We start from the raw sequence: 17,899 nt of genomic DNA, 5'->3' as shown, positions 1-17,899 counted from the left end.
TGATTGCTAGCAATGTGCCAGTGAGCTTCTCGTTTAAAGCTTATAGCGAATTTTTTCAATAGTTTATTCGCGTAAGTGCGAACTATGCGACGGACAACGAGTTATTCGCCGTTAATGCCCAGGTCAACCGCATCTTCGGTGATGCGCCGGGTTCACGCCAGCAACTCAGTGATCCACCGGGCCTGCCGGGCGATGTCTTGCATTTTGTCCTCAGGTATCGCCTGCCGCGCCCGCGCGAAGCTGGCCAGGTTCTTTTGCTTCTGGCGCAGCATGCGCTGCCATTTGTCCAGGAACGCCGGGCTGCGGGCCTGCATCTGCAGCGGGCCGAAGTACAGTTCCTCGGCGGTGTACAGCACCGACCCGGCGCGCTCGGCGACGATGATTTCGTAGTCGAAGCGGTTCTCCCGCAGCAATTCCTCGCAGAGAATGCGGTAGCCATTTTCCATCAGCCATTGGCGCAACGGCTGTTCGCCGCCATTGGGCTGCAGGATCAGGCGTTCCTGGCCACTCAGGCGTGTCTTGCCGCTGTCGAGAATGTCGCGGATAGTCTCGCCGCCCATGCCGCAGATGCTGATTGCCGTGATCCGGTCTTCAGGCTCGATCGCCGCCAGGCCGTTAGCCTGGCGCACAGTGATTCGCAGGTCCTGGCCGCTTTCGCGCACGGTGCGTTCGGCCGCGTGGAATGGCGTCAGTGCCACCTCGCCGGCCACCGCCGCCGAAATGACGCCACGACCCATCAACGCCACTGGCAAGTAGCCGTGGTCCGAGCCGATATCGGCCAGCCGCGCACCGGCGGGCACATGCGCTGCCACACGCTCCAGGCGCATGGACAATGTCTGTTCGTTCAACTGCAGCCCCTTTTCACCAGCAATCACCGGCATCTTTCGCCGGTTCGGGGCGCGATTCTGTCGGGCAACGCCGGGCATTTCAAATTTATGCGACAAAGTTCGTGATGTGCCCCGTAGCGACTGCGCGCTCTGCCAACGAACGCTGCCCGTACACAGTGGTCACAACCATTGACGGCATCGCGACTGATCAAAGGCATTACTCAAGAGCGAGGCTTGAAGTTCACACACTTTAGGGTGCGCGGGATAACCATCAGTGGATTCGGTCCTGTTTGAGGCAGGCGCTGGCTGCTGCTGCCGTCCGATGCTCCCTTCCAGGAGTACAGATATGACTCAATCAATGCGCTTCTTTCTGTCGATCTTCCTTGCGACCGCAGCCTTGGCATCGGCCAGTTTACTGAACAATGCAGGCGCGGCCACCGCCGAAGATCTGAATGCCGACGCTAAACAGGCGTTGCAAACGCTGTACAAGACCAACCCGTTTTCTGAAACCATCTCGCACAAAGCCAAGGCAGTGCTGGTCTTCCCGAAAATCATCAAGGCCGGTCTTGTGTTCGGCGGCAGCTATGGCGAAGGCGTATTAATGAAGGGTACGAAAGCAGAAAATTATTACAACTCTGTCAGCGGTTCCTGGGGGCTACAAGCAGGTGCCCAGTCGTACGGCTATGTGGTTTTTCTGATGACCGACAAGGCTTTGAAATACATCACTGAAACCAAGGGTTGGGAGATCGGCGTAGGACCAACCGTTGTGGTGGTTGATGAAGGTGTTGCGAAGAACCTGTCCAGCTCCACACTGAAGGATGACGCGTACGCGTTTATCTTCGACCAGCAGGGGTTGATGGCCGGGATCAGCATTGAAGGTACGAAGATTTCCCTTATCAAGCGTTGATTCCCACGCCACCCACGGTCTCTTTTGGTCGATGTGCGACAGGTGTCACAGCAACTATCGACTGAAAACAGGCTGTGGGTGCAACGCGGGGATAGGGGCCGCCCAGCGTGTTGACTCGGTGCTGCTTACTCCCTGTCTTTCGTCGTACGAGGTTTGGTAGCCATCGGTCAACTGGCCCATTATCGTTAGCAGGCCAACCCTGGCCAGGAAGCTCCACCAGAAAGGAAGCGCTCTCTCTTATGAACCTCGTCAAAATACGCACCCTGAAAAGCACTGATGCCGAGGCGTTGCTGAGATTTGAAATGGACAATCGCGAATGGTTCGAACGTCACATTGATGCACGCGATTCTGCGTTTTACTCAATGCAGGGCGTCACCGACCATATTGCAGTTTATTTGTCTGATTTCGCCGCCGGAGCCTGGCACCCGTTTGTCATCGAAGACTCAGCCGGGAAAATAGTCGGTCGCGCAAACCTCAAAGACATCGACCTGTCCGAACGCTCGGCAGAAGTCGGCTATCGGGTCGCTGAAAGCGCCTGCGGGCAGGGACTGGCAACGCTGGCGGTCAGGCACCTGATCCAGGAGGCGCAGTCGCACTGGAACCTTAAACAATTGGTTGCCCATGTTTACCCTGAAAATATCGGCTCGGCAAAAGTACTCAAGCGATGCGGCTTCCTGATCGAACCCGCATCCCGGCAAGAAGGCATGGAGCATGAATATCGGTTTAGCCTTTCGATCTGATTGAGTAACCGCCTTCGTACGCCTTGACGACGGGCCGTATTCAAAGGGCCGAAACCCGATTAATGAGCTATACCCGCTAATCTCCCATTGCAGTTCTTCAACAGGAGTTTGGCAATGAACCCCAGACACTCACTTGCCGCGCTAATGATCACCGCCAGCCTTTTTGGCTGCACCACATCATCCAACCCTGGCGTGTCCGTAACCCTGGTTCCCACTCGGCAGAACGCCGGTCAGATCGGCAATGTAGTGTTGTCCGACTGGGGCAAACAAACCGGACTCAGCTTTTTCATCAGTGGTGTTCCAACCGGAGCATCCCTGCCCTTGCGCCTCTACAGCTTCATCAATAAAGGCAGCTGCCAGCAACCCGGCCCCGTCGCGTACGCCATGAACGACAAGGTCACCACCGAGCGCCAGCCTATCCGTGGCTGGTCTTTTTCAAGAAGTGCCCCCGTTGCATTGCCTGCCTTGCTGTCCAGTGAGCATTCCATCCTCGTACGAACGGCAGCGACAGATGGCAACGTCGACATTTTTTGCGGGGATATCAAGCAGGAAAATCCGGCGAAATAGCACCACCGTCAGGCTGCCGCCAGTCCTCCATCGATCAGGTAGATCGCCGCAGAAAACGTCACGACCGACAGCACGGTGCTGACCAGAATGGAGGTCGCGGCTTCACTCTGATAGGCGCCGGTCTGGTTGGCAAACATTGCCGGGATCGTTGCCGATGGCAGCGCGCAAAGCAGGATCATCTGTTGCGCGTAAAGCCCGTGGGTCCCCAACAAAACAGTGGCCGCGAACATCAACACCGGGTGAATGAACAGCTTGAGCCCGAGGTTGGTCCACACCTCACCCGACATTTTCAGCTTCTCTGACGACATGATCAGACCCAGGCACAACAGCGATACGCCAGGTGTTGCCTTGCCGAGAAGAGTGAGTGACTCCGCCGCAATGGGAGGCAACTTGAACTGCATCAGGGAGATAAGAATGCCCAGTGCCGGCGCCCACATCAGCGGCCGGCGTACCGCTCCAGACAGGCTCGATACAAACGCCTGAGCGCCACTGCCTTTTCCGTCGGCGATGGTCAGCAACATGGTCGTCAGCGGGATCATCACCAGGCTCGCGACGAGGTTCAGCACCAGCACCGAATAGATGCTGCTCGGTCCGTACATCGTTGCGAGGATGGGGATGCCCATGAAGGCCGCGTCCGGATAACCGTTGACGAAACCCTTGAGCGTTGCAACCTTGAGATCGCGAGTGGTGTACCAGCCGATCACCAGCGCTATCGTGTACATGCCCATGATGCCGATAAACGTGGCCACGACGAACTTGAAGTCGAAGAGCTGCTCACGGGGCGTGCTCGCCATTCCGACAAACAGCAGCGCCGGGAATATCCAGCCGAGCACCAGCCGGCTGATCAGCAGGCTGTCCGAATGGGTAAGCCGACCGCGCTTGCCCGCGATGTAGCCCAGCGCGATCACAAAGGCGACCGGCAAAATGGGCCCAACGATTCTGTCTAACATGTCCTCAATCCTCGTATTTGTTTTTATCAAGAATGTCGTCATGGCTGATCAAGGCCGACGCGACGGCTGTCGCGTCGGCTTTGATCAACGCGGCAATGACCAAGCGGCTTGTGTGGTTATGGTTTAAAGCGGTAGTCCCGGATGACGTCCGGATCCGGCTCGATACCGAGCCCCGGCCCTTGCGGTACATCGATGCGTCCGTTTCGGGGAATAATGGCGTCGCCATAGAGTTGCGCTTCGAGATCGAAGTAACGCCATTCGACCAGTGACTTCGCACCCCCAAGGGCCGCACTGCCATGCACGGCGGCGAGCAGGCCGGGGCCGTCATAAAAGGCGTGGACCATTACGGTGACGCCGTGCGCGTTCGCCAGCGCATAGACTTTTTGCAGTTCGGTGATGCCGCCCATTTTTGCCGGGCTGGGCTGAATGAAATCGACCGCGCCGGCTTCAAGCAGATGCTGGAAGTCCATCAGCGTCGACGCGTTCTCGCCCGCCGCAACCGGAATACCGCCTTGTTTGCGTACCGTTGCGAGGCCCGAATAGTTCTCCGGCGGCCACACCGGTTCTTCGATCCAGCGCAGATTCAACGGACGAAGCTTCTCGGTCATATCGAGCGCTTCGCGCACCGTCCACGGCGCGTTGACGTCGAGCGTAATTTCCACGTCGGGGCCAGCGGCTTCGCACGCAGCACGGATGACTTCGATATCCACCTCATGCAGCTTGAGGTGTCGGAAACCGCTGTTGACCGCGCGCTTCACATTGATGCGCATGAGTTCGGGGTCGGCATAGCGGATCAGACTTGCATACGCGGCAAGCGAAGTGGCTTCACTGCCGCCCAACAGTTGGTAGACCGGTTGACCCGCTGCTTTGCCAGCGATATCCCACAGCGCGATATCAATCGCCGACAGGCCATAAATGAACGCGCCACTGCGACCGAAGACGTGGAATTTCTTCTGCAGATCGCCCTGCAATTTCTCGCGCCGCGTGACATCACTGCCGATCAGTTCGGGTGCCAGGATCGTATCGATCACGATTTTTACCGCAGGGATCGCAGTGAAGCCGAAGGTTTCGCCCCAGCCGACGATACCGTCGTCAGTAGTGACTTTAACCACAAGGGAATCGACCATCTGCAGGTCTTTAGGCCCCCAGACCCCACCGGCCGACTTACCACCCGTGGTGAAGGGAATTCGAAGCGGAATGGTTTCAATGCTGGCAATTTTCATAAGGCTGCGCCTCAAGCAGGTTGCGAAAGTGGCGCGGCGATTTCGGATTCGCCGGCGTCCGGTTGAGGACAACGTACATGACGTTCTGTTGTTCCACAACTGAACAACACATACTTGAACGCAGACTTTGGTTAATTATTCTATTAACACATTGATTTTATTGGTTTTAAATTCTAATGCTGATAATGAAATTCAGTTTTAACTGACCGGAACAAGTCTTCTGCTGTAGATTAAGAAGACAAGTGAGAGGGAAGATCGAGCATGAGTGAAATGAATGTGCAACCGGTGGCGCGCCGACCTCATCTTGCCGAGCACATCGCTCGCTCCTTGAGCGACGAGATTGCCTCTGGACGACTGCGGCCCGGAGACCGCTTGCCAACCGAACAGTTTCTCTCGCAAAACTTCGGCGTCAGCAGGAACGTCGTACGGGAGGGGATCGCGACGCTTCGAGCGCAAGGACTGATCCAGTCTCGCCAGGGCGTGGGCGTATTCGTTGCGGCGGCGAGCCAACCGTCTGAGCCTTTAGCGATGAGCGAGAGCGCGCCGTATCTGGACGGTGATAACACGATCCGCAACATGTTCGAAGTGCGCGCCGTACTGGAAAGCCAGGCGGCCGCGCTGACGGCGTCGCATATGACGCCCGGCAAACTGAAAACCATTCAGGCGGCGGTCCTGCGCATGCAATACGAAGGCGAACCGACGCTCGACACGGTGAACGCCGACCTCGACTTTCATCGGGCCGTCGCCGCCGCATCGGGCAATGACTATCTCGAAACGATGATTCGCACGGTGCTTGAGCCGATGCGGGCCCTGATCACCATGACCTTTGCGCGGCGAGGCCCGGTGTTCAGCAATATTCCGCATGCGGCGCGCGGGGAGCATGAAGAGTTGGTACAGGCTTTCATTGACCGCAATGCGCCGGCAGCGCGGCAGATCATGGGGCAGCATATCGTCAGCGCAGCATCACGATTCGGCTACGAGATCAAATTCTTCTGACGATGTTTGCTGAATGGCGGTTGTCTCATTGTTCTACAAGCGCATAGGTTGTGCTTTTCGACTTTATGCGGTTCTCACCGCCATCAGGACAAGCCGATGCCTGGATCCTGCTGATATCATTCAAGCGTTTATAAGCTGAGTAGAAAAAATGAATCGTCAAAAAAAATTAAAGCAACTATTCAAGGCTAAAGCCAAAAAGGCCAGTGCCAAATTGGCGCCGAAAAGCAAGACGAAATACATCAGTAAAGCTGACCGCTTGAAGCTGGCGGCTGAAGCCGGTCAGGACCCGATTATCTCCTCTGAGAGCTGATCTGACTTGAGCACGACCGGAATCTACACATCCGGTTGGACCAGGCATCCCAACGGCATTGACCGGGAAGGCACGACCGGACTCTCAACGTTCCGCTTTCAACACCAATGACGCACACCCCGTCGCCTGAACTTCTTACCAAGCTAGGCGATCCATCCACTCAAGCTGCCGGCTTGAGCACAACCGTTGTCCAGCCCATTGTCCCGGGCATCGAGATGCTTGCAGGTATCAGGGTCCTAAGCGAATTTCAGGCGGTGAGAGATAATCTGCTCAAGCCCCGAGATGTATACGGGGCTTGATGTCGGTCACAGGGCATCAGTGTTTGTTTCCACCGCTACTGTGTTCACCTCCTTTTCGCCCAGCTTCAGAGGCTTTCTCACGGTCATCGGCAACGTTGGTATCGCGACCGCTACCCTGCCCACCGCTGGTCGACTGATCAGCATCATTGGACTGCCGTCCACCCGAGGCCTGGCCACCTTTACGACCAGCCTCAGAAGCCATGCCTTTATCTTCGGCAAAATCGCCTCCACGATTTGTGCCCTGTCCACCTCCAGACATGCGATCTGCATCGCGTGACTGTTGGCCACCGGAAGCCTGACCACCTTTCTGGCCCGCTTCCGACGCCCGTTGTGGATCGTTTGCAAAATTACCGCCTGATGCCTCTCCGCCTTTCTTGCCAGCATCAGAGGCCTTGTCCCGGTCATTTGCGAAGTTTCCGGGATTTTTGTTTCCGGTATTAGCCATCTCAATTCACCTCTTCCATCGTTTATACGAGCACAGGCTCGTATTATTCGGAGGATGGGCAAAATCGAAAGTTTGAACGGAAACACCAAACTCACGACGAGCGGAACGAGGGCGTTGGTTCAATTCAAAAGCCACCATTTCGACTGACGGTGCCTCGTCAAAACGGGGACGTCTTCATGTGGTTTTTTTCAGAAAGGCGATGAGCTTTTACTAGACTGGAAATACTGAATAAAACATCCGGGCGTAGACACCAAGGAGGTCAACCAAATGACCGAACATATCGTCCATTTTCATTGCCAGATCGATCAGGGAACAACGGAGCGTTTTCGAGATTGCTGCCTTGAAGCCATCGATCAAGGTGCCACGTCGCTGCTGCTGAATTTATCCACCAGCGGTGGCAGTACCAATTTTGGTTTCACACTTTATACCTTTCTGAAGTCATTACCCGTTCCGCTCTGCGCAATCAATGCCGGAAATATTGAGTCAATGGGCATCATCATGTTTTTGGCAGCAGGTCGTCGCATCACCTCCCCTCATTCACGGTTTCTGATTCACCCGATGAATTGGTATTTCAGTCAAAAATCGGTTGATCACCAGCGACTGCGCGAATACTTGTCAAGCCTCGATAATGACCTCGCTCGCTACGTACAGATCTTCACGCTTGAAACCGCCGATGCCGAAACCAAGCTCGATATTTTCCATTGCCTGTCAGCTGAGGAAAAAGTTATCGCCGCGCACGAATCCCTGGCCTATGGAATCGCTCATGAAATGAAGCAAATGGTGTTCGCCGATGATGTCAAACACTGGAAAGTGAGCGGTGGATGACAACCGGTGCACACGCTTTGTGGCGGTGTTGATGCATCCTGGCGATGCCTTGCGCATTCCGATCGCTACGCTAGTCACTGAGATACGTCATCCACTCATAGCATCAGAAGCGCTTCATGGATTTCGATGGAAGGAATAGCGCCGTTCATGCGCCGGTTATTCAGCCAACGCCTGGTTTTGTCGACGTCGAAAATCTGGCCTTGCTCCATCAAGGTCAACAAGAGTGCGTCTGAAACGCGGTAACGTCCGCAGTGTGGGCAGTCCCTTTCCTCCCATGGGCCAGCGCACTGAATGCGTTCAGCAACACCTACGCAAATAAGACAATTCATCGCGATCACCCTTTTTTGTATGAGTACCCGACTTTTCGAGGGCTTCTTGAAGGCGTGCGCTCAAACACTGATTCAGTGCACAGATGTGGGTCGACTGAAATACCCGGATGAAAGTTCGCGGCATTGCCGGTTTTAGAACATTCAGGTCGTATCCAGGAAGGCTCACGTTACCGTATGTCATTTTCGACGAACTTCACCTTCACACGGACTTCTACCCAGCACTCGCCTGCGCCTGCCTTGCGCCAGGCAGTTTCGAGGAGAAGTCGATGCTCAAGCAAATCGGAAGTATGCCGATCAACACCCATCATCGAGCCAGCTGCCATTGCGGCGCCGTTGTTCTTGAAATCTATTTGCCAGGTGGAGTTCCTGCGCCACACCGTTGTGATTGCTCGTACTGCAAACGTAAAGGAGCCATCGTAGCGGCAGTCCCTGCGGTTGATCTGAAGGTGATTCGAGGCGAGTCCGCATTAGTGAAGTATCAATTCGGCAAGCACGTCGCAGAACACTTTTTTTGTGGCATCTGCGGCATCTACACGCACCATCGACGCAGCACCAATGCGCAAGAGTTTGGTTTCAATGTCGGCTGCCTGGACGGGGTCAACCCCTACGATCTGGACGATGTTCCTGTTGCGGACGGCGGGCCTTGGCATTCGCCTTGAATTGAACTGCTGGATTAGCAGTCTTCCCGACGACAGAAGGAAAATGTAAAAAAAAAATTCATAGAATTGTGAGGATCTATCCGTTTCAAAACACCCAAAACCGTGACAACGATATTTTTCATCTGAAAATTGACGAGTTGATTCGAGCGACCAAAGCGGCTCAGAACGCCACCTTGTGCCTGGAGAAAATGGGCACGCACGATCTGAGAAAACTACGTGCGCAGTACAGCGCTTTGGGGGAGGCTGGCGAGATCACTTTCAATACCACCGAAGGGCGCACTGCTGCTGCACATTTCTGGACGTACAACGTTGGCGTGCCAGTCACGCTCGACGCACTGACGTTGCGCCTCAGCCGCCCCGGTTCGAATGCTGCCTGAACTCAACCGTGACCAACCTGGGCCAGGTATTCATCCGCGCTCAGTACCTTGGCGTAACCAAATTGAAGTGCAGCCATGAAGGTTGCGTGCACCATCGCCGCGGGAACCTTGACTTGATTGAACGCCAAGTCGTGGGTCGCACAGGCATCGTGGATAACGGTGGTGGCATAGCCGAAATCGTCAGATGCCCGCGTGACGGCATCGATGCACATGTGACTCATATTTCCGACCACCACGACACGTTTGATCCCTTGGTGCTCAAGCACTTCGCGCAGTTGTGTTTCGCGATAGGGGTTCATGAAATGTTTGACGATGACCAACTCGTCCGCCAGGTTGCGCGCTTTCTCGTGAAGCTGTGCACCTTCGGTTCCCGGAACAAAAAAGGGTGCGTTGGGCGCCAGGGTTTCGTGGCGAATGTGAATGACGGTATCGCCGCGTTCACGTGCCGCGCCGATCAAACGAGCGGCGTTGTCTGCCGCCGCATCAACGCCCTCGAGTTCCCACTTGCCACCGGAAAAATAGTCGTTCTGGATATCAACGACGATGAGTGCTGTATCAGTCATACGGTTACCTTTGGAAGCGAGTCGAACAGAGTCCGCGAAGCGGTTCGGAGCACGTGTCGAAATCAAAACAGTGCGTGGGCGCATGCTCCTTTTTATTCGCCAGGGCGAGAACGACCAAAATCTACAATCCATTGTTTCGCACACTGAAATGATCACGTGTTGTTTGTGCCCGTACTGCACCTCGCCGTCCTTTGATCACCTCAGCGCGCTACCACTCCAATCTGTTGCAGGAACGTCAGGTTATCTTCCAGGTGCCAGTTCTCGGCGATCCGGCCATTGGCGATCCGATAGATATCGGTGGCAATGAAATTCACCGCCTGCCCCTGCCCTTTCACCCCATTGAAGGTGCCGGTGAAGTGTCCGGTGAAACGCAGGTGCGACACGACGCGATCACCACTCACGATCATTTGCTGGACCTCGCAGCTCAAGTCCGGCACCGCACCATGAAAGGCCTTTGACGCAGCCAGCGGCCCGGCAACGCCCTGTTCTCGACCGGCCGGCAACGCGCGGTCCATAAAGTCTGGGGCCAGTGCCTCGCGTGCCAATGCGGGGTCGCCTGACGACCAAAATGTCGCGTAGCGGCGAGCCGCGAGGGTTTTCTGTTGGATCTGCTCGGGCGTGCTGCCTGGGTCGGCAATCACCACTTGGGGCGTGATCAGTACCGGGTCGGCTGCCATGGCATTCGGGCTCAAAGCGACAGCGGTCAGGGTAGCGATGGCCAGCAGGCCGGGGATCAGCAAGCGCATGATGTTTCTCCAGCGGTGATAACGGGATAGTCGCTGTAGCCTTTGGCGCTGCCACCGAACAAGCTGGCGTGATCAAGTGCCGCCAAAGGCAGGTCCTGCGCCAGGCGCAAAGGCAGATCCGGGTTGGCGACGAAGGGCCTGCCGAAGGCCACAAGGTCTGCATAGCCTTGTTCGATCACCCATTCGGCACGGGCGCGGTCGTAATTGCCGGCGACGATGATCGGACGGCTGAAGCGTTCGCGAATGGCCTGGCGAAAGGATTCGGTGAACACGGGCGCGTCATCCCAGTCGGCCTCCACCAGGTGCAGATAGCCGATGCCCTTGTCCTGCAAGTAGCTGGCAGCCTCCAGTATCGTTGGCAGAATGTCCGGGCAAGCCATGCCACGGGCAGTCAGAAAAGGGGCCAGGCGGATGGCGGTGCGCTCGGCGCCGATTTCCTCGCTGATGGCGTCTACCACTTCCCGCAGAAACCGCAGGCGATTGCTGCGCGAACCGCCGTACTCGTCGGTGCGGGTATTGGAGGTGGTGCGCAGGAACTGGTCCACCAGATAGCCATTGGCGCCGTGAATTTCTACGCCATCGAAGCCGGCGCGGATCGCTCGGCGTGCAGCCTGACGGAAGTCGTCGACGATCTGCGCAATTTCTGCCCGGGTCAGCGCCCGAGGCGTCGGGCAATCGAACATCGCGCCTAGTCCGGTGGCCGGGTCTACTTTCCAGATCTGCCCTTCGAAGGGTTCGGCAGACGGGGCCACCGGCAAGTCACCCTGGTGGAAGTCCGGATGGGACAAGCGCCCCACATGCCACAGTTGCAGGAAGATTCGTCCGCCTCGGGCATGCACCGCTTGGGTCACCCCTTGCCAGCCCTCCACTTGGGCCTCGTTATGGATGCCCGGCGTGAACGAGTAGCCTTTGCCCTGGGGGGAAATCTGGCTAGCTTCGGTCACGATCAGCGCGGCGGATGCGCGTTGGGCGTAGTACTCGGCATTCAGCGCATTTGGAATGTCGCCGGGCTGACTGCTGCGGGCCCGAGTCATGGGCGCCATGACGACGCGGTGGGGTGCGTTCAGGCCAGCGAAGGCGATGGGGGTAAACAGTGTCGAAGGTGCGTTCATAGCGAAGGACTCCTGAGCCAAGGGCGTTTGATGGGCTCAGTCTGCTGCCAGGGCTTGCGATTGATAATTGGGCTACTCTTTGATGGATTTTCAAAAATACTGGAACAATCATGGATAACCTGGGCGATATCCGCCTATTCGTCGAAGCCGCGCAAATGGGCGGGCTCTCTGCTGCCGGCCGCAAGTTGGGGCTGTCGCCAGCGGCCGCCAGTGCGCGATTGCTCAAGCTGGAAGCTTCGTTGGCGACGCGGCTGTTCGAGCGCACCACCCGGCAATTGCGCTTGACCGATGAAGGTCGGCTCTACTTGCTGCACTGCCGCCAGGCACTGCAATCACTGGACGATGCCCGTGCGGCGCTGTCGGCTGAAAAAAATGAAATTCGTGGCAAAATTCGCGTTTCCGCCACTTCGGACTTCGGTCGCCATGTGCTGAGTCCATGGCTCGACGCGTTTAGCACTCTGTATCCACAGGTCGTGCCCGCACTTCTGCTGTCCGATTCGTTCTCGCATCTGGTGAGCGATGACGTCGACCTGGTCATCCGCTTTGGCGTGCCCCCGGACAGTTCGCTGATCGCACGACCGCTGGCAGCCAATCGCCGCGTGCTGTGTGCCGCGCCAAGCTACCTGCTGCGCAAGGGCACACCCGAGCATCCGCAACAGTTGGGTGACTTCGATCACATCGTCGCGGGTCAGTCAGGTTGGTCCACTGAATGGCGTTTGCGCCGAGGTGCCGAGGAAGTGTTGTTCAAAGTGCCTCTGGAGGCCGCCCGTGAAACCAATGACGGCGCATTGGCCCGCCAGTGGGCCATCGACGGACACGGCATCGTACTGAAGTCGATCTGGGACGTGAGCGCCGACCTTGCGGCCGGTTACTTGAGCGTGTTGATGCCCGAGTGGCAATCGGCAGAGGCCCCCGTTCACGCCCTGTACCCGCGCAGTCGTTACCTGGCACCACGGGTGCGGGCGCTGCTGGATTTTCTGCGGGAGCGGTTCGAGCAAGCCTCCCGGAAAATGGCGCTCTGATTAGCCCGGCGGCGCGTCCAACTGGATGCCCAATGACTGCCCGCTTTGCAGCCTTTGCAAAATTTTTAATTCTCCCCAGACAGACAAACACACGCGCAACGCTCAATCCGCCTATCCTTTTATCCAGCCAACAACTGCGGTCGCCGGTATGCCAACCCCTGAATCCACCCTCCTGCAAAGCTGGCACCATAACGCCCAACCCTGGATCGAAGCCATCCGTGCCGGCACCATTGAAAGCCGCCATCAGGTCACCGATCAGGCCATCCTGCTGGCGGTGCTCGGTCGTCAGCCCGAACGTGTGCTCGACCTGGGTTGTGGCGAGGGCTGGTTGTTGCGTGCGCTGACTGACCGTTCAATCGATGCGGTCGGTGTGGATGGCGAGACTTCGCTGGTTGAAGCAGCGCGAGCGGCGGGACCGTCGCGGGTACATCTGGCGAGTTATGAAGCGTTAGTGGAGGGGAACGTCGATATCGGTCGTGACTACAACCTGATCTGCGCCAACTTCGCCCTGCTGCACCAGGACATTATTCCTCTACTGGCGGCCATGAATGCCCTTCTTGCCCCAGGTGGCGCACTGGTGGTGCAGACGCTGCATCCGTGGACCGCAGCCGCAGGCGATTATCAGGATGGTTGGCGCCAGGAAAGTTTTGCCGGCTTCAAGGGGCAGTGGCAACCCATGCCATGGTATTTCCGCACCTTGTCCAGCTGGCTCAATGCGCTGGATATGGCCGGTTTTCGACTGATCGGCCTGCAAGAGCCGCAGCACCCGCAAAGCCCGGTGCCGCAGTCGTTGTTATTGGTTGCCCAAGGGCAGGCGCAATAGCGACTAATCTAAGTAACGTACGACCATCAATGCGCCTCCACCCTCTTGATTCAGGGGAAACGGGATGACAAGGAAAACAGCGCGGCAATGCTCGCCATGGTTCCTCCCCGCCCTCCTCGCCATCAATCTGGCCCTTGTCGCAGGATGCGCAAGTAAAGCGGCCTCGGTACGCTACTCGTCCGCCAGCCTGGGCTCAGCCTGCTATGCCAAAGCGCTCCCCACTGTTGGCGAGGGCGGTCTGGCGTGGGGCGACACCTTGAGCATGGCTCGGCAAAAATCCCTGAATAACTGCATACGCTATGCCGGCCGATCCGGCGGCACGCCCAGCACCTGCCAAGTGGTGTTGTCGGAATGTAAACATTGATAGAGCGGTTTTTCGTTTCTGCGCCGCTTTTGCATTTCTGTGCGACAGATCCCACATCAGGGGCTCCCGTATCACGCGTTCGTTTGTTAGCTTGGAGAAGTTTCTGATTGAACAATCAGATATTTCTTACAAACAGCCTGCAAAGGAATGCCCCCAACAATGGACTTTTCACTCAAACACCTGGCCGCGACCACCCTGATGCTCGCCAGCCTTTCGTCGTTCACCACTGCGGCTCATGCCAACATCACCCCGCAACAGAGCGCGATCATCCTCAAGACGTTCAGTGATACATCAGTAACGGATTTCAGGACATTCCTGGGCAGCCTGGGCAAGAGCGACGTCGCCAAAACCGACGACCTCGGCCCGGCAATCAGCGCTTTTCTTGACAACAAGACACTTTCCGCAGAGCAGCAGAATGAAATCCACCGCCTGCTGGGCCTCTATGCACGGGTGAAATACGGCACTGCAGCCACCGAAACCTTGCGTGAACTGGTGGCCATCCCGACCATGCGCGTGGACGGCGTTGCCCAACACGAGAATCCCGAATTCATCAAGATCGGCGACAAGATCAAGGGCCTTGCCCAGGCGTTCAACCTGAGCTTTCGCAACGTCGACAACCGCGTCTATGAAATCTCCCTCGAAGGCACGGGTGATGAAGTCGTGGGCATTCACGCCCACGCCGATGTGGTCCCCGTAACGCCTGAAAACTGGGTGTTGCAGGACGGCACCCGGCTCGACCCGTTCAAAGTCACCTTGGTGGGTGACCGCATGTACGGTCGGGGCACCGAGGATGACAAAAACGGCATCGTGGTAGCCCTTTACGCCATGAAGGTCATCAAGGAAGAGAAGCTGCCGCTGGCGAGAAACTTCAAGCTGCTGGTGGACACCACCGAAGAAACCACGGGCGACGCCATCCCCTACTACTTCGAACGCAACCCGACGCCTAACTACAACCTGGCGCTGGATGGCGGTTACCCGGTGGTGATTGCCGAGAAAGGCTACGGCACCGTCATGGCCAATTTTGCCAAGCGCAAGGCCGAGGGCAAAGGCGCGGAACTCATCTCGATGACCGGGGGGCTGGCCACCAACCAGATTCCATCGACATCAGTTGTCACCCTGCTGACTGACAAACCCGAAGCGCTGGCCGCCAGCCTGCAAAAGGCCGGCGCCGAGTATGCCAAGCGCAATGGCGGCAACTTCGAGGTCGCCGCCAAGGTCGTCGGCAAGGACGTCAAACTGACGGTCACCGGCGTGTCCGCGCACTCCTCCGAGCCCGAGTCCGGCGTCAACCCGGTGGCACGGATGCTGGACTTCATCAATAGCCTCGACGGCAAGGTCGCCCTCAAGCACAACCACATCACGGACGCCGCCCGCTACGCGGCCGACAACTGGGGGCTGGATTACCTGGGTGGCAAATTGGGCGTCGGTTTTGCCGATGAGTTCATGGGCCCGCTGACCGCTTCCCTGACCTACGTCGGGATGGACGACAAAGCCTTCAAACTCGCGGTCAACCTGCGAGTGCCGAAGGGAAAATCCCCGGAAACACTCAAATCCGAAATCGCCGGGAAGCTGACTGCGTGGAGCAACACAACCCACATTGCACCGGTCTTCGACTACTCGATCGCCGAGCCGATGTACCGCAACCCTGAGGGCGAATGGGTCAAGGCGCTGCTCGACGTGGCCAGCGAAAACCTCGGTATGGAGCACAAGTTCGGGACCTCCGCCGGTGCCACGTCGGTGCATGAGTTGCCCAACGGCGTGCAGTTCGGCCTGGCCATGCCAAACGTCAAATACACCGGCCACAACGACAACGAGTTCAAAACCACCGAGCAGTTCCTGCTGGACCTGCAGATCGTCACCGAGATGATGGGACGTATCGGGCAACTGCCGAAACTCTGATCCAAAGTGCGGGCCCGTCGTTGCGACGGGTCCGGTTCTTTAACCATCGAAGTGCTGCTTAAGCGGACACCACTGGTCGAGCAAATGTTGATCTGCAGATTCATTAGCGATAGTTTCGAATCCACAGACCAGCAGTGAGGCGCACAACATGGCCGTTCCTCTCCAGGCGCAAACCTTTACCAGGAACCAATGCGTAACGGGCCTGCGCGCCGCTGTCAGCATCCTGGAAAAATGGGCCGCGAGCAGCGATCAGGCCTGCCGCATTTTGCGCATTTCCCGCAGCACCTACACCCGCGCCCGCCAGCGCGATCCTGATTGGGCGGTAGCGCTGGATTCGGATCAGATGCAGCGCATCAGTTTTGTACTGAACATCCACGCCGCGTTGCGCCTGGTTTTCGATAATCCAGAGAACGTCTACGGCTTCGCGTCGATGGCCAATCACAACGAGTTTTTCAATGGGCGCAGCCCGCTGGAGATCATGGCCCAAGGCGATATGATTTCGCTGTATGAAACCTTTCGCCGCATTGATGTGCTGCGAGGCGCTCAATGGTGAAGCTGAGCGAACTGGCAGTGCTTGCGAGTGAGCGGCTACAGGCTTTTCGACTGGTGAATTCCAAGTTCCCTCCCATCGCTTTGTTTGAGGATGTGGCGAGCGAAGACGAGTTCGAACTGCTGTATCAGATTCAGGCGCTGACCAACCCCCGGCTGAAAAATGAAGTGGGTCACCTTGAGATGATTCCACGGGGTGAGATTCCGTTCGGCATTCCGGGCTGTTCTTACGCGGCCGCACCGTTTACCCACGTCAACCCGGCGGGATCGCGCTTCAGCGATGGACGTTTCGGGGTGTTGTATCTCGCGGATTCGATGGACACGGCGCTGGCCGAAGTGCGACATCACCAGAGTTTGTACTGGTCGAATGTTCCGAACCTGAACTACGAGCGCTTCGTTTTCCGTGGACTGTCCTGCGTTTTCGTCGAGGCCGGGATGAAGGATGCGACCGCCCTGCCAATGACTGACCCGGTGTACGCACCTGACGACTATAGCCATTCCCGTACCTTGGGCCGGTCACTCAAGGACGCCGGATGTCCGGGTCTGCGTTACCACTCGGTGCGCTTGCCGGGCAGCCATTGCTGGGCACTGATGACCCCACGAGTCGTTTCCTCGATCATTCAGGCCGCCCATTACGAGATGGTCTGGAACGGCAAACTCACCAGCGTCAGCAAGATCAGCGAAGCCTGATCCCTGGTCACGCTTCTCTCTCCCCGACAAAAGCCCATCATCGCTGCGTAGGGTATGCGGTGTGCCCTATCAATGCCGTCGATGTTCACCATCACGTCAATGAAGTTCTCATAAAAAATCCACGGCGTAACATCAGCTCCATACCAACCAATAACACCCCGGAGCACACGATCATGAAACGCCAAACCATCCTCAGCATCGCTTTCTCGATCTTCGCAGTGAACGCTTTCGCCGCTWCCTCTGCTCAGCCTGTCGTCGCTGAAGGCGGTTCGGATCGTCTGATTGAAAGCCGTGTCGCTGAAGGTGGTTCGGATCGCCTGATCCAGAATCGTGTGGCCGAAGGTGGTTCCGACCGTCTGATCGAAAACCGCGTCGCTGCTGATGGTTCTGATCGYCTGCAAGGCAACAGTGTCGCCGCCGATGGCTCCGACCGTCTGCAAGGCAACACCGTCGCCGCCGATGGCTCGGACCGCCTGCAAGGCAACACCGTCGCCGCCGATGGCTCCGACCGCCTGCAAGGCAACACCGTCGCTGCTGATGGTTCTGATCGTCTGCAAGGCAACACCGTCGCCGCCGATGGCTCGGACCGTCTGCAAGGCAACAGCGTCGCCTGATCAAACAGCTTTACCGCAACACCCAACAAAAAACCCGGCCTGATCAGCCGGGTTTTTTCATGC

Annotated in this window: 21 protein-coding genes and 2 pseudogenes; 15 read left to right on the top strand and 8 right to left on the bottom strand. The window is 57.3% G+C overall.

What is annotated here, in order from left to right; genetic code table 11:
- Positions 1-152: 152 nt before the first annotated feature.
- Positions 153-848, bottom strand: coding sequence for a tRNA (adenine(22)-N(1))-methyltransferase TrmK (locus tag KUF73_RS24070; RefSeq protein WP_305516115.1), 696 nt, complete (start codon positions 846-848; stop codon positions 153-155).
- A 325-nt stretch (positions 849-1,173) separates the two neighbouring features.
- Between KUF73_RS24070 and KUF73_RS24065 the strand changes: the two genes are divergently transcribed.
- The 3 genes from KUF73_RS24065 to KUF73_RS24055 all read left to right on the top strand — a co-directional run bounded on the left by KUF73_RS24065 (position 1,174) and on the right by KUF73_RS24055 (position 3,041).
- A complete protein-coding gene (locus tag KUF73_RS24065) occupies positions 1,174-1,734 on the top strand; it encodes a YSC84-related protein (protein WP_218440498.1) in 561 nt (186 codons plus the stop codon).
- A gap of 239 nt (positions 1,735-1,973) precedes the next feature.
- Positions 1,974-2,474, top strand: a complete 501-nt coding sequence (locus KUF73_RS24060) for a GNAT family N-acetyltransferase (RefSeq protein WP_218440497.1) — start codon at positions 1,974-1,976, stop codon at positions 2,472-2,474.
- A 114-nt stretch (positions 2,475-2,588) separates the two neighbouring features.
- On the top strand, positions 2,589-3,041 hold the full coding sequence (locus KUF73_RS24055; protein ID WP_218440496.1) for a hypothetical protein: 453 nt from the start codon (positions 2,589-2,591) through the stop codon (positions 3,039-3,041).
- Between the two features lie 8 nt (positions 3,042-3,049).
- Here KUF73_RS24055 and KUF73_RS24050 read toward each other — a convergent pair whose 3' ends face one another.
- Positions 3,050-3,991: an AEC family transporter gene (locus KUF73_RS24050; RefSeq protein ID WP_218440495.1), complete on the bottom strand. Its 942-nt coding sequence runs from the start codon at positions 3,989-3,991 to the stop codon at positions 3,050-3,052.
- A gap of 116 nt (positions 3,992-4,107) precedes the next feature.
- Positions 4,108-5,214 (bottom strand): mandelate racemase/muconate lactonizing enzyme family protein, encoded by a 1,107-nt coding sequence (locus KUF73_RS24045; RefSeq protein WP_256345681.1) that lies wholly within the window; start codon positions 5,212-5,214, stop codon positions 4,108-4,110.
- Between the two features lie 261 nt (positions 5,215-5,475).
- On the opposite strand from KUF73_RS24045, the gene KUF73_RS24040 reads away from it, so the two are divergent.
- Together KUF73_RS24040 and KUF73_RS24035 are read left to right on the top strand one after the other, a co-directional pair.
- Positions 5,476-6,210: a FadR/GntR family transcriptional regulator gene (locus tag KUF73_RS24040; protein ID WP_218440494.1), complete on the top strand. Its 735-nt coding sequence runs from the start codon at positions 5,476-5,478 to the stop codon at positions 6,208-6,210.
- A gap of 148 nt (positions 6,211-6,358) precedes the next feature.
- Complete coding sequence (locus KUF73_RS24035; RefSeq protein ID WP_218440493.1) at positions 6,359-6,520, top strand: DUF2986 domain-containing protein; 162 nt, start codon at positions 6,359-6,361, stop codon at positions 6,518-6,520.
- Between the two features lie 315 nt (positions 6,521-6,835).
- On the opposite strand, the pseudogene KUF73_RS31870 reads toward KUF73_RS24035, so the two are convergent.
- Together KUF73_RS31870 and KUF73_RS31865 are read right to left on the bottom strand one after the other, a co-directional pair.
- Positions 6,836-7,036, bottom strand: a pseudogene (locus tag KUF73_RS31870) (general stress protein); the annotation flags it as partial.
- Positions 7,037-7,102: 66 nt separating this feature from the next.
- Positions 7,103-7,264: pseudogene (locus tag KUF73_RS31865) on the bottom strand (general stress protein); the annotation flags it as partial.
- Between the two features lie 267 nt (positions 7,265-7,531).
- Between KUF73_RS31865 and KUF73_RS24025 the strand changes: the two are divergent.
- From KUF73_RS24025 to KUF73_RS24015, 3 genes are all read left to right on the top strand, one after another.
- Positions 7,532-8,089, top strand: coding sequence for an ATP-dependent Clp protease proteolytic subunit (locus tag KUF73_RS24025; RefSeq protein ID WP_218440491.1), 558 nt, complete (start codon positions 7,532-7,534; stop codon positions 8,087-8,089).
- Between the two features lie 595 nt (positions 8,090-8,684).
- The gene (locus KUF73_RS24020; RefSeq protein WP_218440490.1) at positions 8,685-9,077 is read left to right on the top strand and encodes a GFA family protein; all 393 of its coding nucleotides are present in this window, start codon (positions 8,685-8,687) and stop codon (positions 9,075-9,077) included.
- A gap of 68 nt (positions 9,078-9,145) precedes the next feature.
- Positions 9,146-9,454 carry a low affinity iron permease family protein gene (locus tag KUF73_RS24015; RefSeq protein WP_371135546.1) on the top strand — a complete coding sequence of 103 codons (309 nt, stop codon included), beginning with the start codon at positions 9,146-9,148 and terminating at the stop codon, positions 9,452-9,454.
- 2 nt (positions 9,455-9,456) lie between these two features.
- Here KUF73_RS24015 and KUF73_RS24010 read toward each other — a convergent pair whose 3' ends face one another.
- The 3 genes from KUF73_RS24010 to KUF73_RS24000 all read right to left on the bottom strand — a co-directional run bounded on the left by KUF73_RS24010 (position 9,457) and on the right by KUF73_RS24000 (position 11,875).
- Positions 9,457-10,017 carry a cysteine hydrolase family protein gene (locus KUF73_RS24010; RefSeq protein ID WP_218440489.1) on the bottom strand — a complete coding sequence of 187 codons (561 nt, stop codon included), beginning with the start codon at positions 10,015-10,017 and terminating at the stop codon, positions 9,457-9,459.
- A 200-nt stretch (positions 10,018-10,217) separates the two neighbouring features.
- The gene (locus KUF73_RS24005; protein WP_218440488.1) at positions 10,218-10,763 is read right to left on the bottom strand and encodes an ester cyclase; all 546 of its coding nucleotides are present in this window, start codon (positions 10,761-10,763) and stop codon (positions 10,218-10,220) included.
- Entirely contained in the window at positions 10,751-11,875 is a 1,125-nt protein-coding gene (locus KUF73_RS24000; protein WP_218440487.1) for an alkene reductase, read from the bottom strand. Before KUF73_RS24000 ends, KUF73_RS24005 begins: the two co-directional genes overlap by 13 nt.
- Positions 11,876-11,985: 110 nt before the next feature.
- Here KUF73_RS24000 and KUF73_RS23995 point away from each other — a divergent pair, with 110 nt between their 5' ends.
- The 7 genes from KUF73_RS23995 to KUF73_RS23970 all read left to right on the top strand — a co-directional run bounded on the left by KUF73_RS23995 (position 11,986) and on the right by KUF73_RS23970 (position 17,836).
- Positions 11,986-12,897, top strand: a complete 912-nt coding sequence (locus KUF73_RS23995) for a LysR family transcriptional regulator (RefSeq protein WP_218440486.1) — start codon at positions 11,986-11,988, stop codon at positions 12,895-12,897.
- Positions 12,898-13,045: 148 nt separating this feature from the next.
- Positions 13,046-13,720: a trans-aconitate 2-methyltransferase gene (locus tag KUF73_RS23990; protein ID WP_218440485.1), complete on the top strand. Its 675-nt coding sequence runs from the start codon at positions 13,046-13,048 to the stop codon at positions 13,718-13,720.
- A 64-nt stretch (positions 13,721-13,784) separates the two neighbouring features.
- Complete coding sequence (locus KUF73_RS31475) at positions 13,785-14,084, top strand: DUF4189 domain-containing protein (protein WP_256345680.1); 300 nt, start codon at positions 13,785-13,787, stop codon at positions 14,082-14,084.
- Between the two features lie 159 nt (positions 14,085-14,243).
- Entirely contained in the window at positions 14,244-15,983 is a 1,740-nt protein-coding gene (locus tag KUF73_RS23985) for a dipeptidase (protein ID WP_218440484.1), read from the top strand.
- A 148-nt stretch (positions 15,984-16,131) separates the two neighbouring features.
- Complete coding sequence (locus tag KUF73_RS23980; RefSeq protein ID WP_218440483.1) at positions 16,132-16,536, top strand: antitoxin Xre-like helix-turn-helix domain-containing protein; 405 nt, start codon at positions 16,132-16,134, stop codon at positions 16,534-16,536.
- Positions 16,530-17,222: an RES family NAD+ phosphorylase gene (locus KUF73_RS23975; protein ID WP_218440482.1), complete on the top strand. Its 693-nt coding sequence runs from the start codon at positions 16,530-16,532 to the stop codon at positions 17,220-17,222. Before KUF73_RS23980 ends, KUF73_RS23975 begins: the two co-directional genes overlap by 7 nt.
- A 173-nt stretch (positions 17,223-17,395) precedes the next feature.
- Positions 17,396-17,836 carry a hypothetical protein gene (locus KUF73_RS23970; protein ID WP_218440481.1) on the top strand — a complete coding sequence of 147 codons (441 nt, stop codon included), beginning with the start codon at positions 17,396-17,398 and terminating at the stop codon, positions 17,834-17,836.
- Positions 17,837-17,899 lie beyond the last annotated feature (63 nt).

The organism is Pseudomonas sp. PD9R, from assembly GCF_019200975.1.
Taxonomy (GTDB): domain Bacteria; phylum Pseudomonadota; class Gammaproteobacteria; order Pseudomonadales; family Pseudomonadaceae; genus Aquipseudomonas.
Note: the sequence above shows the minus strand (reverse complement) of the source record. Positions and strands in the feature narration are given on the sequence as shown.

Bases quoted from the DNA above. Each gene is read 5' to 3' on its own strand.
- KUF73_RS24010 (WP_218440489.1), bottom strand. From the start codon at position 10,017: ATGACTGATACAGCACTCATCGTCGTTGATATCCAGAACGACTATTTT.
- KUF73_RS23980 (WP_218440483.1), top strand. From the start codon at position 16,132: ATGGCCGTTCCTCTCCAGGCGCAAACCTTTACCAGGAACCAATGCGTA.
- KUF73_RS24040 (WP_218440494.1), top strand. From the start codon at position 5,476: ATGAGTGAAATGAATGTGCAACCGGTGGCGCGCCGACCTCATCTTGCC.
- KUF73_RS24045 (WP_256345681.1), bottom strand. From the start codon at position 5,214: ATGAAAATTGCCAGCATTGAAACCATTCCGCTTCGAATTCCCTTCACC.
- KUF73_RS24020 (WP_218440490.1), top strand. From the start codon at position 8,685: ATGCTCAAGCAAATCGGAAGTATGCCGATCAACACCCATCATCGAGCC.
- KUF73_RS24000 (WP_218440487.1), bottom strand. From the start codon at position 11,875: ATGAACGCACCTTCGACACTGTTTACCCCCATCGCCTTCGCTGGCCTG.
- KUF73_RS23995 (WP_218440486.1), top strand. From the start codon at position 11,986: ATGGATAACCTGGGCGATATCCGCCTATTCGTCGAAGCCGCGCAAATG.
- KUF73_RS23975 (WP_218440482.1), top strand. From the start codon at position 16,530: ATGGTGAAGCTGAGCGAACTGGCAGTGCTTGCGAGTGAGCGGCTACAG.
- KUF73_RS23985 (WP_218440484.1), top strand. From the start codon at position 14,244: ATGGACTTTTCACTCAAACACCTGGCCGCGACCACCCTGATGCTCGCC.
- KUF73_RS24005 (WP_218440488.1), bottom strand. From the start codon at position 10,763: ATGCGCTTGCTGATCCCCGGCCTGCTGGCCATCGCTACCCTGACCGCT.
- KUF73_RS24060 (WP_218440497.1), top strand. From the start codon at position 1,974: ATGAACCTCGTCAAAATACGCACCCTGAAAAGCACTGATGCCGAGGCG.
- KUF73_RS24050 (WP_218440495.1), bottom strand. From the start codon at position 3,991: ATGTTAGACAGAATCGTTGGGCCCATTTTGCCGGTCGCCTTTGTGATC.
- KUF73_RS24025 (WP_218440491.1), top strand. From the start codon at position 7,532: ATGACCGAACATATCGTCCATTTTCATTGCCAGATCGATCAGGGAACA.
- KUF73_RS31475 (WP_256345680.1), top strand. From the start codon at position 13,785: ATGACAAGGAAAACAGCGCGGCAATGCTCGCCATGGTTCCTCCCCGCC.
- KUF73_RS24035 (WP_218440493.1), top strand. From the start codon at position 6,359: ATGAATCGTCAAAAAAAATTAAAGCAACTATTCAAGGCTAAAGCCAAA.
- KUF73_RS23990 (WP_218440485.1), top strand. From the start codon at position 13,046: ATGCCAACCCCTGAATCCACCCTCCTGCAAAGCTGGCACCATAACGCC.
- KUF73_RS24055 (WP_218440496.1), top strand. From the start codon at position 2,589: ATGAACCCCAGACACTCACTTGCCGCGCTAATGATCACCGCCAGCCTT.
- KUF73_RS24065 (WP_218440498.1), top strand. From the start codon at position 1,174: ATGACTCAATCAATGCGCTTCTTTCTGTCGATCTTCCTTGCGACCGCA.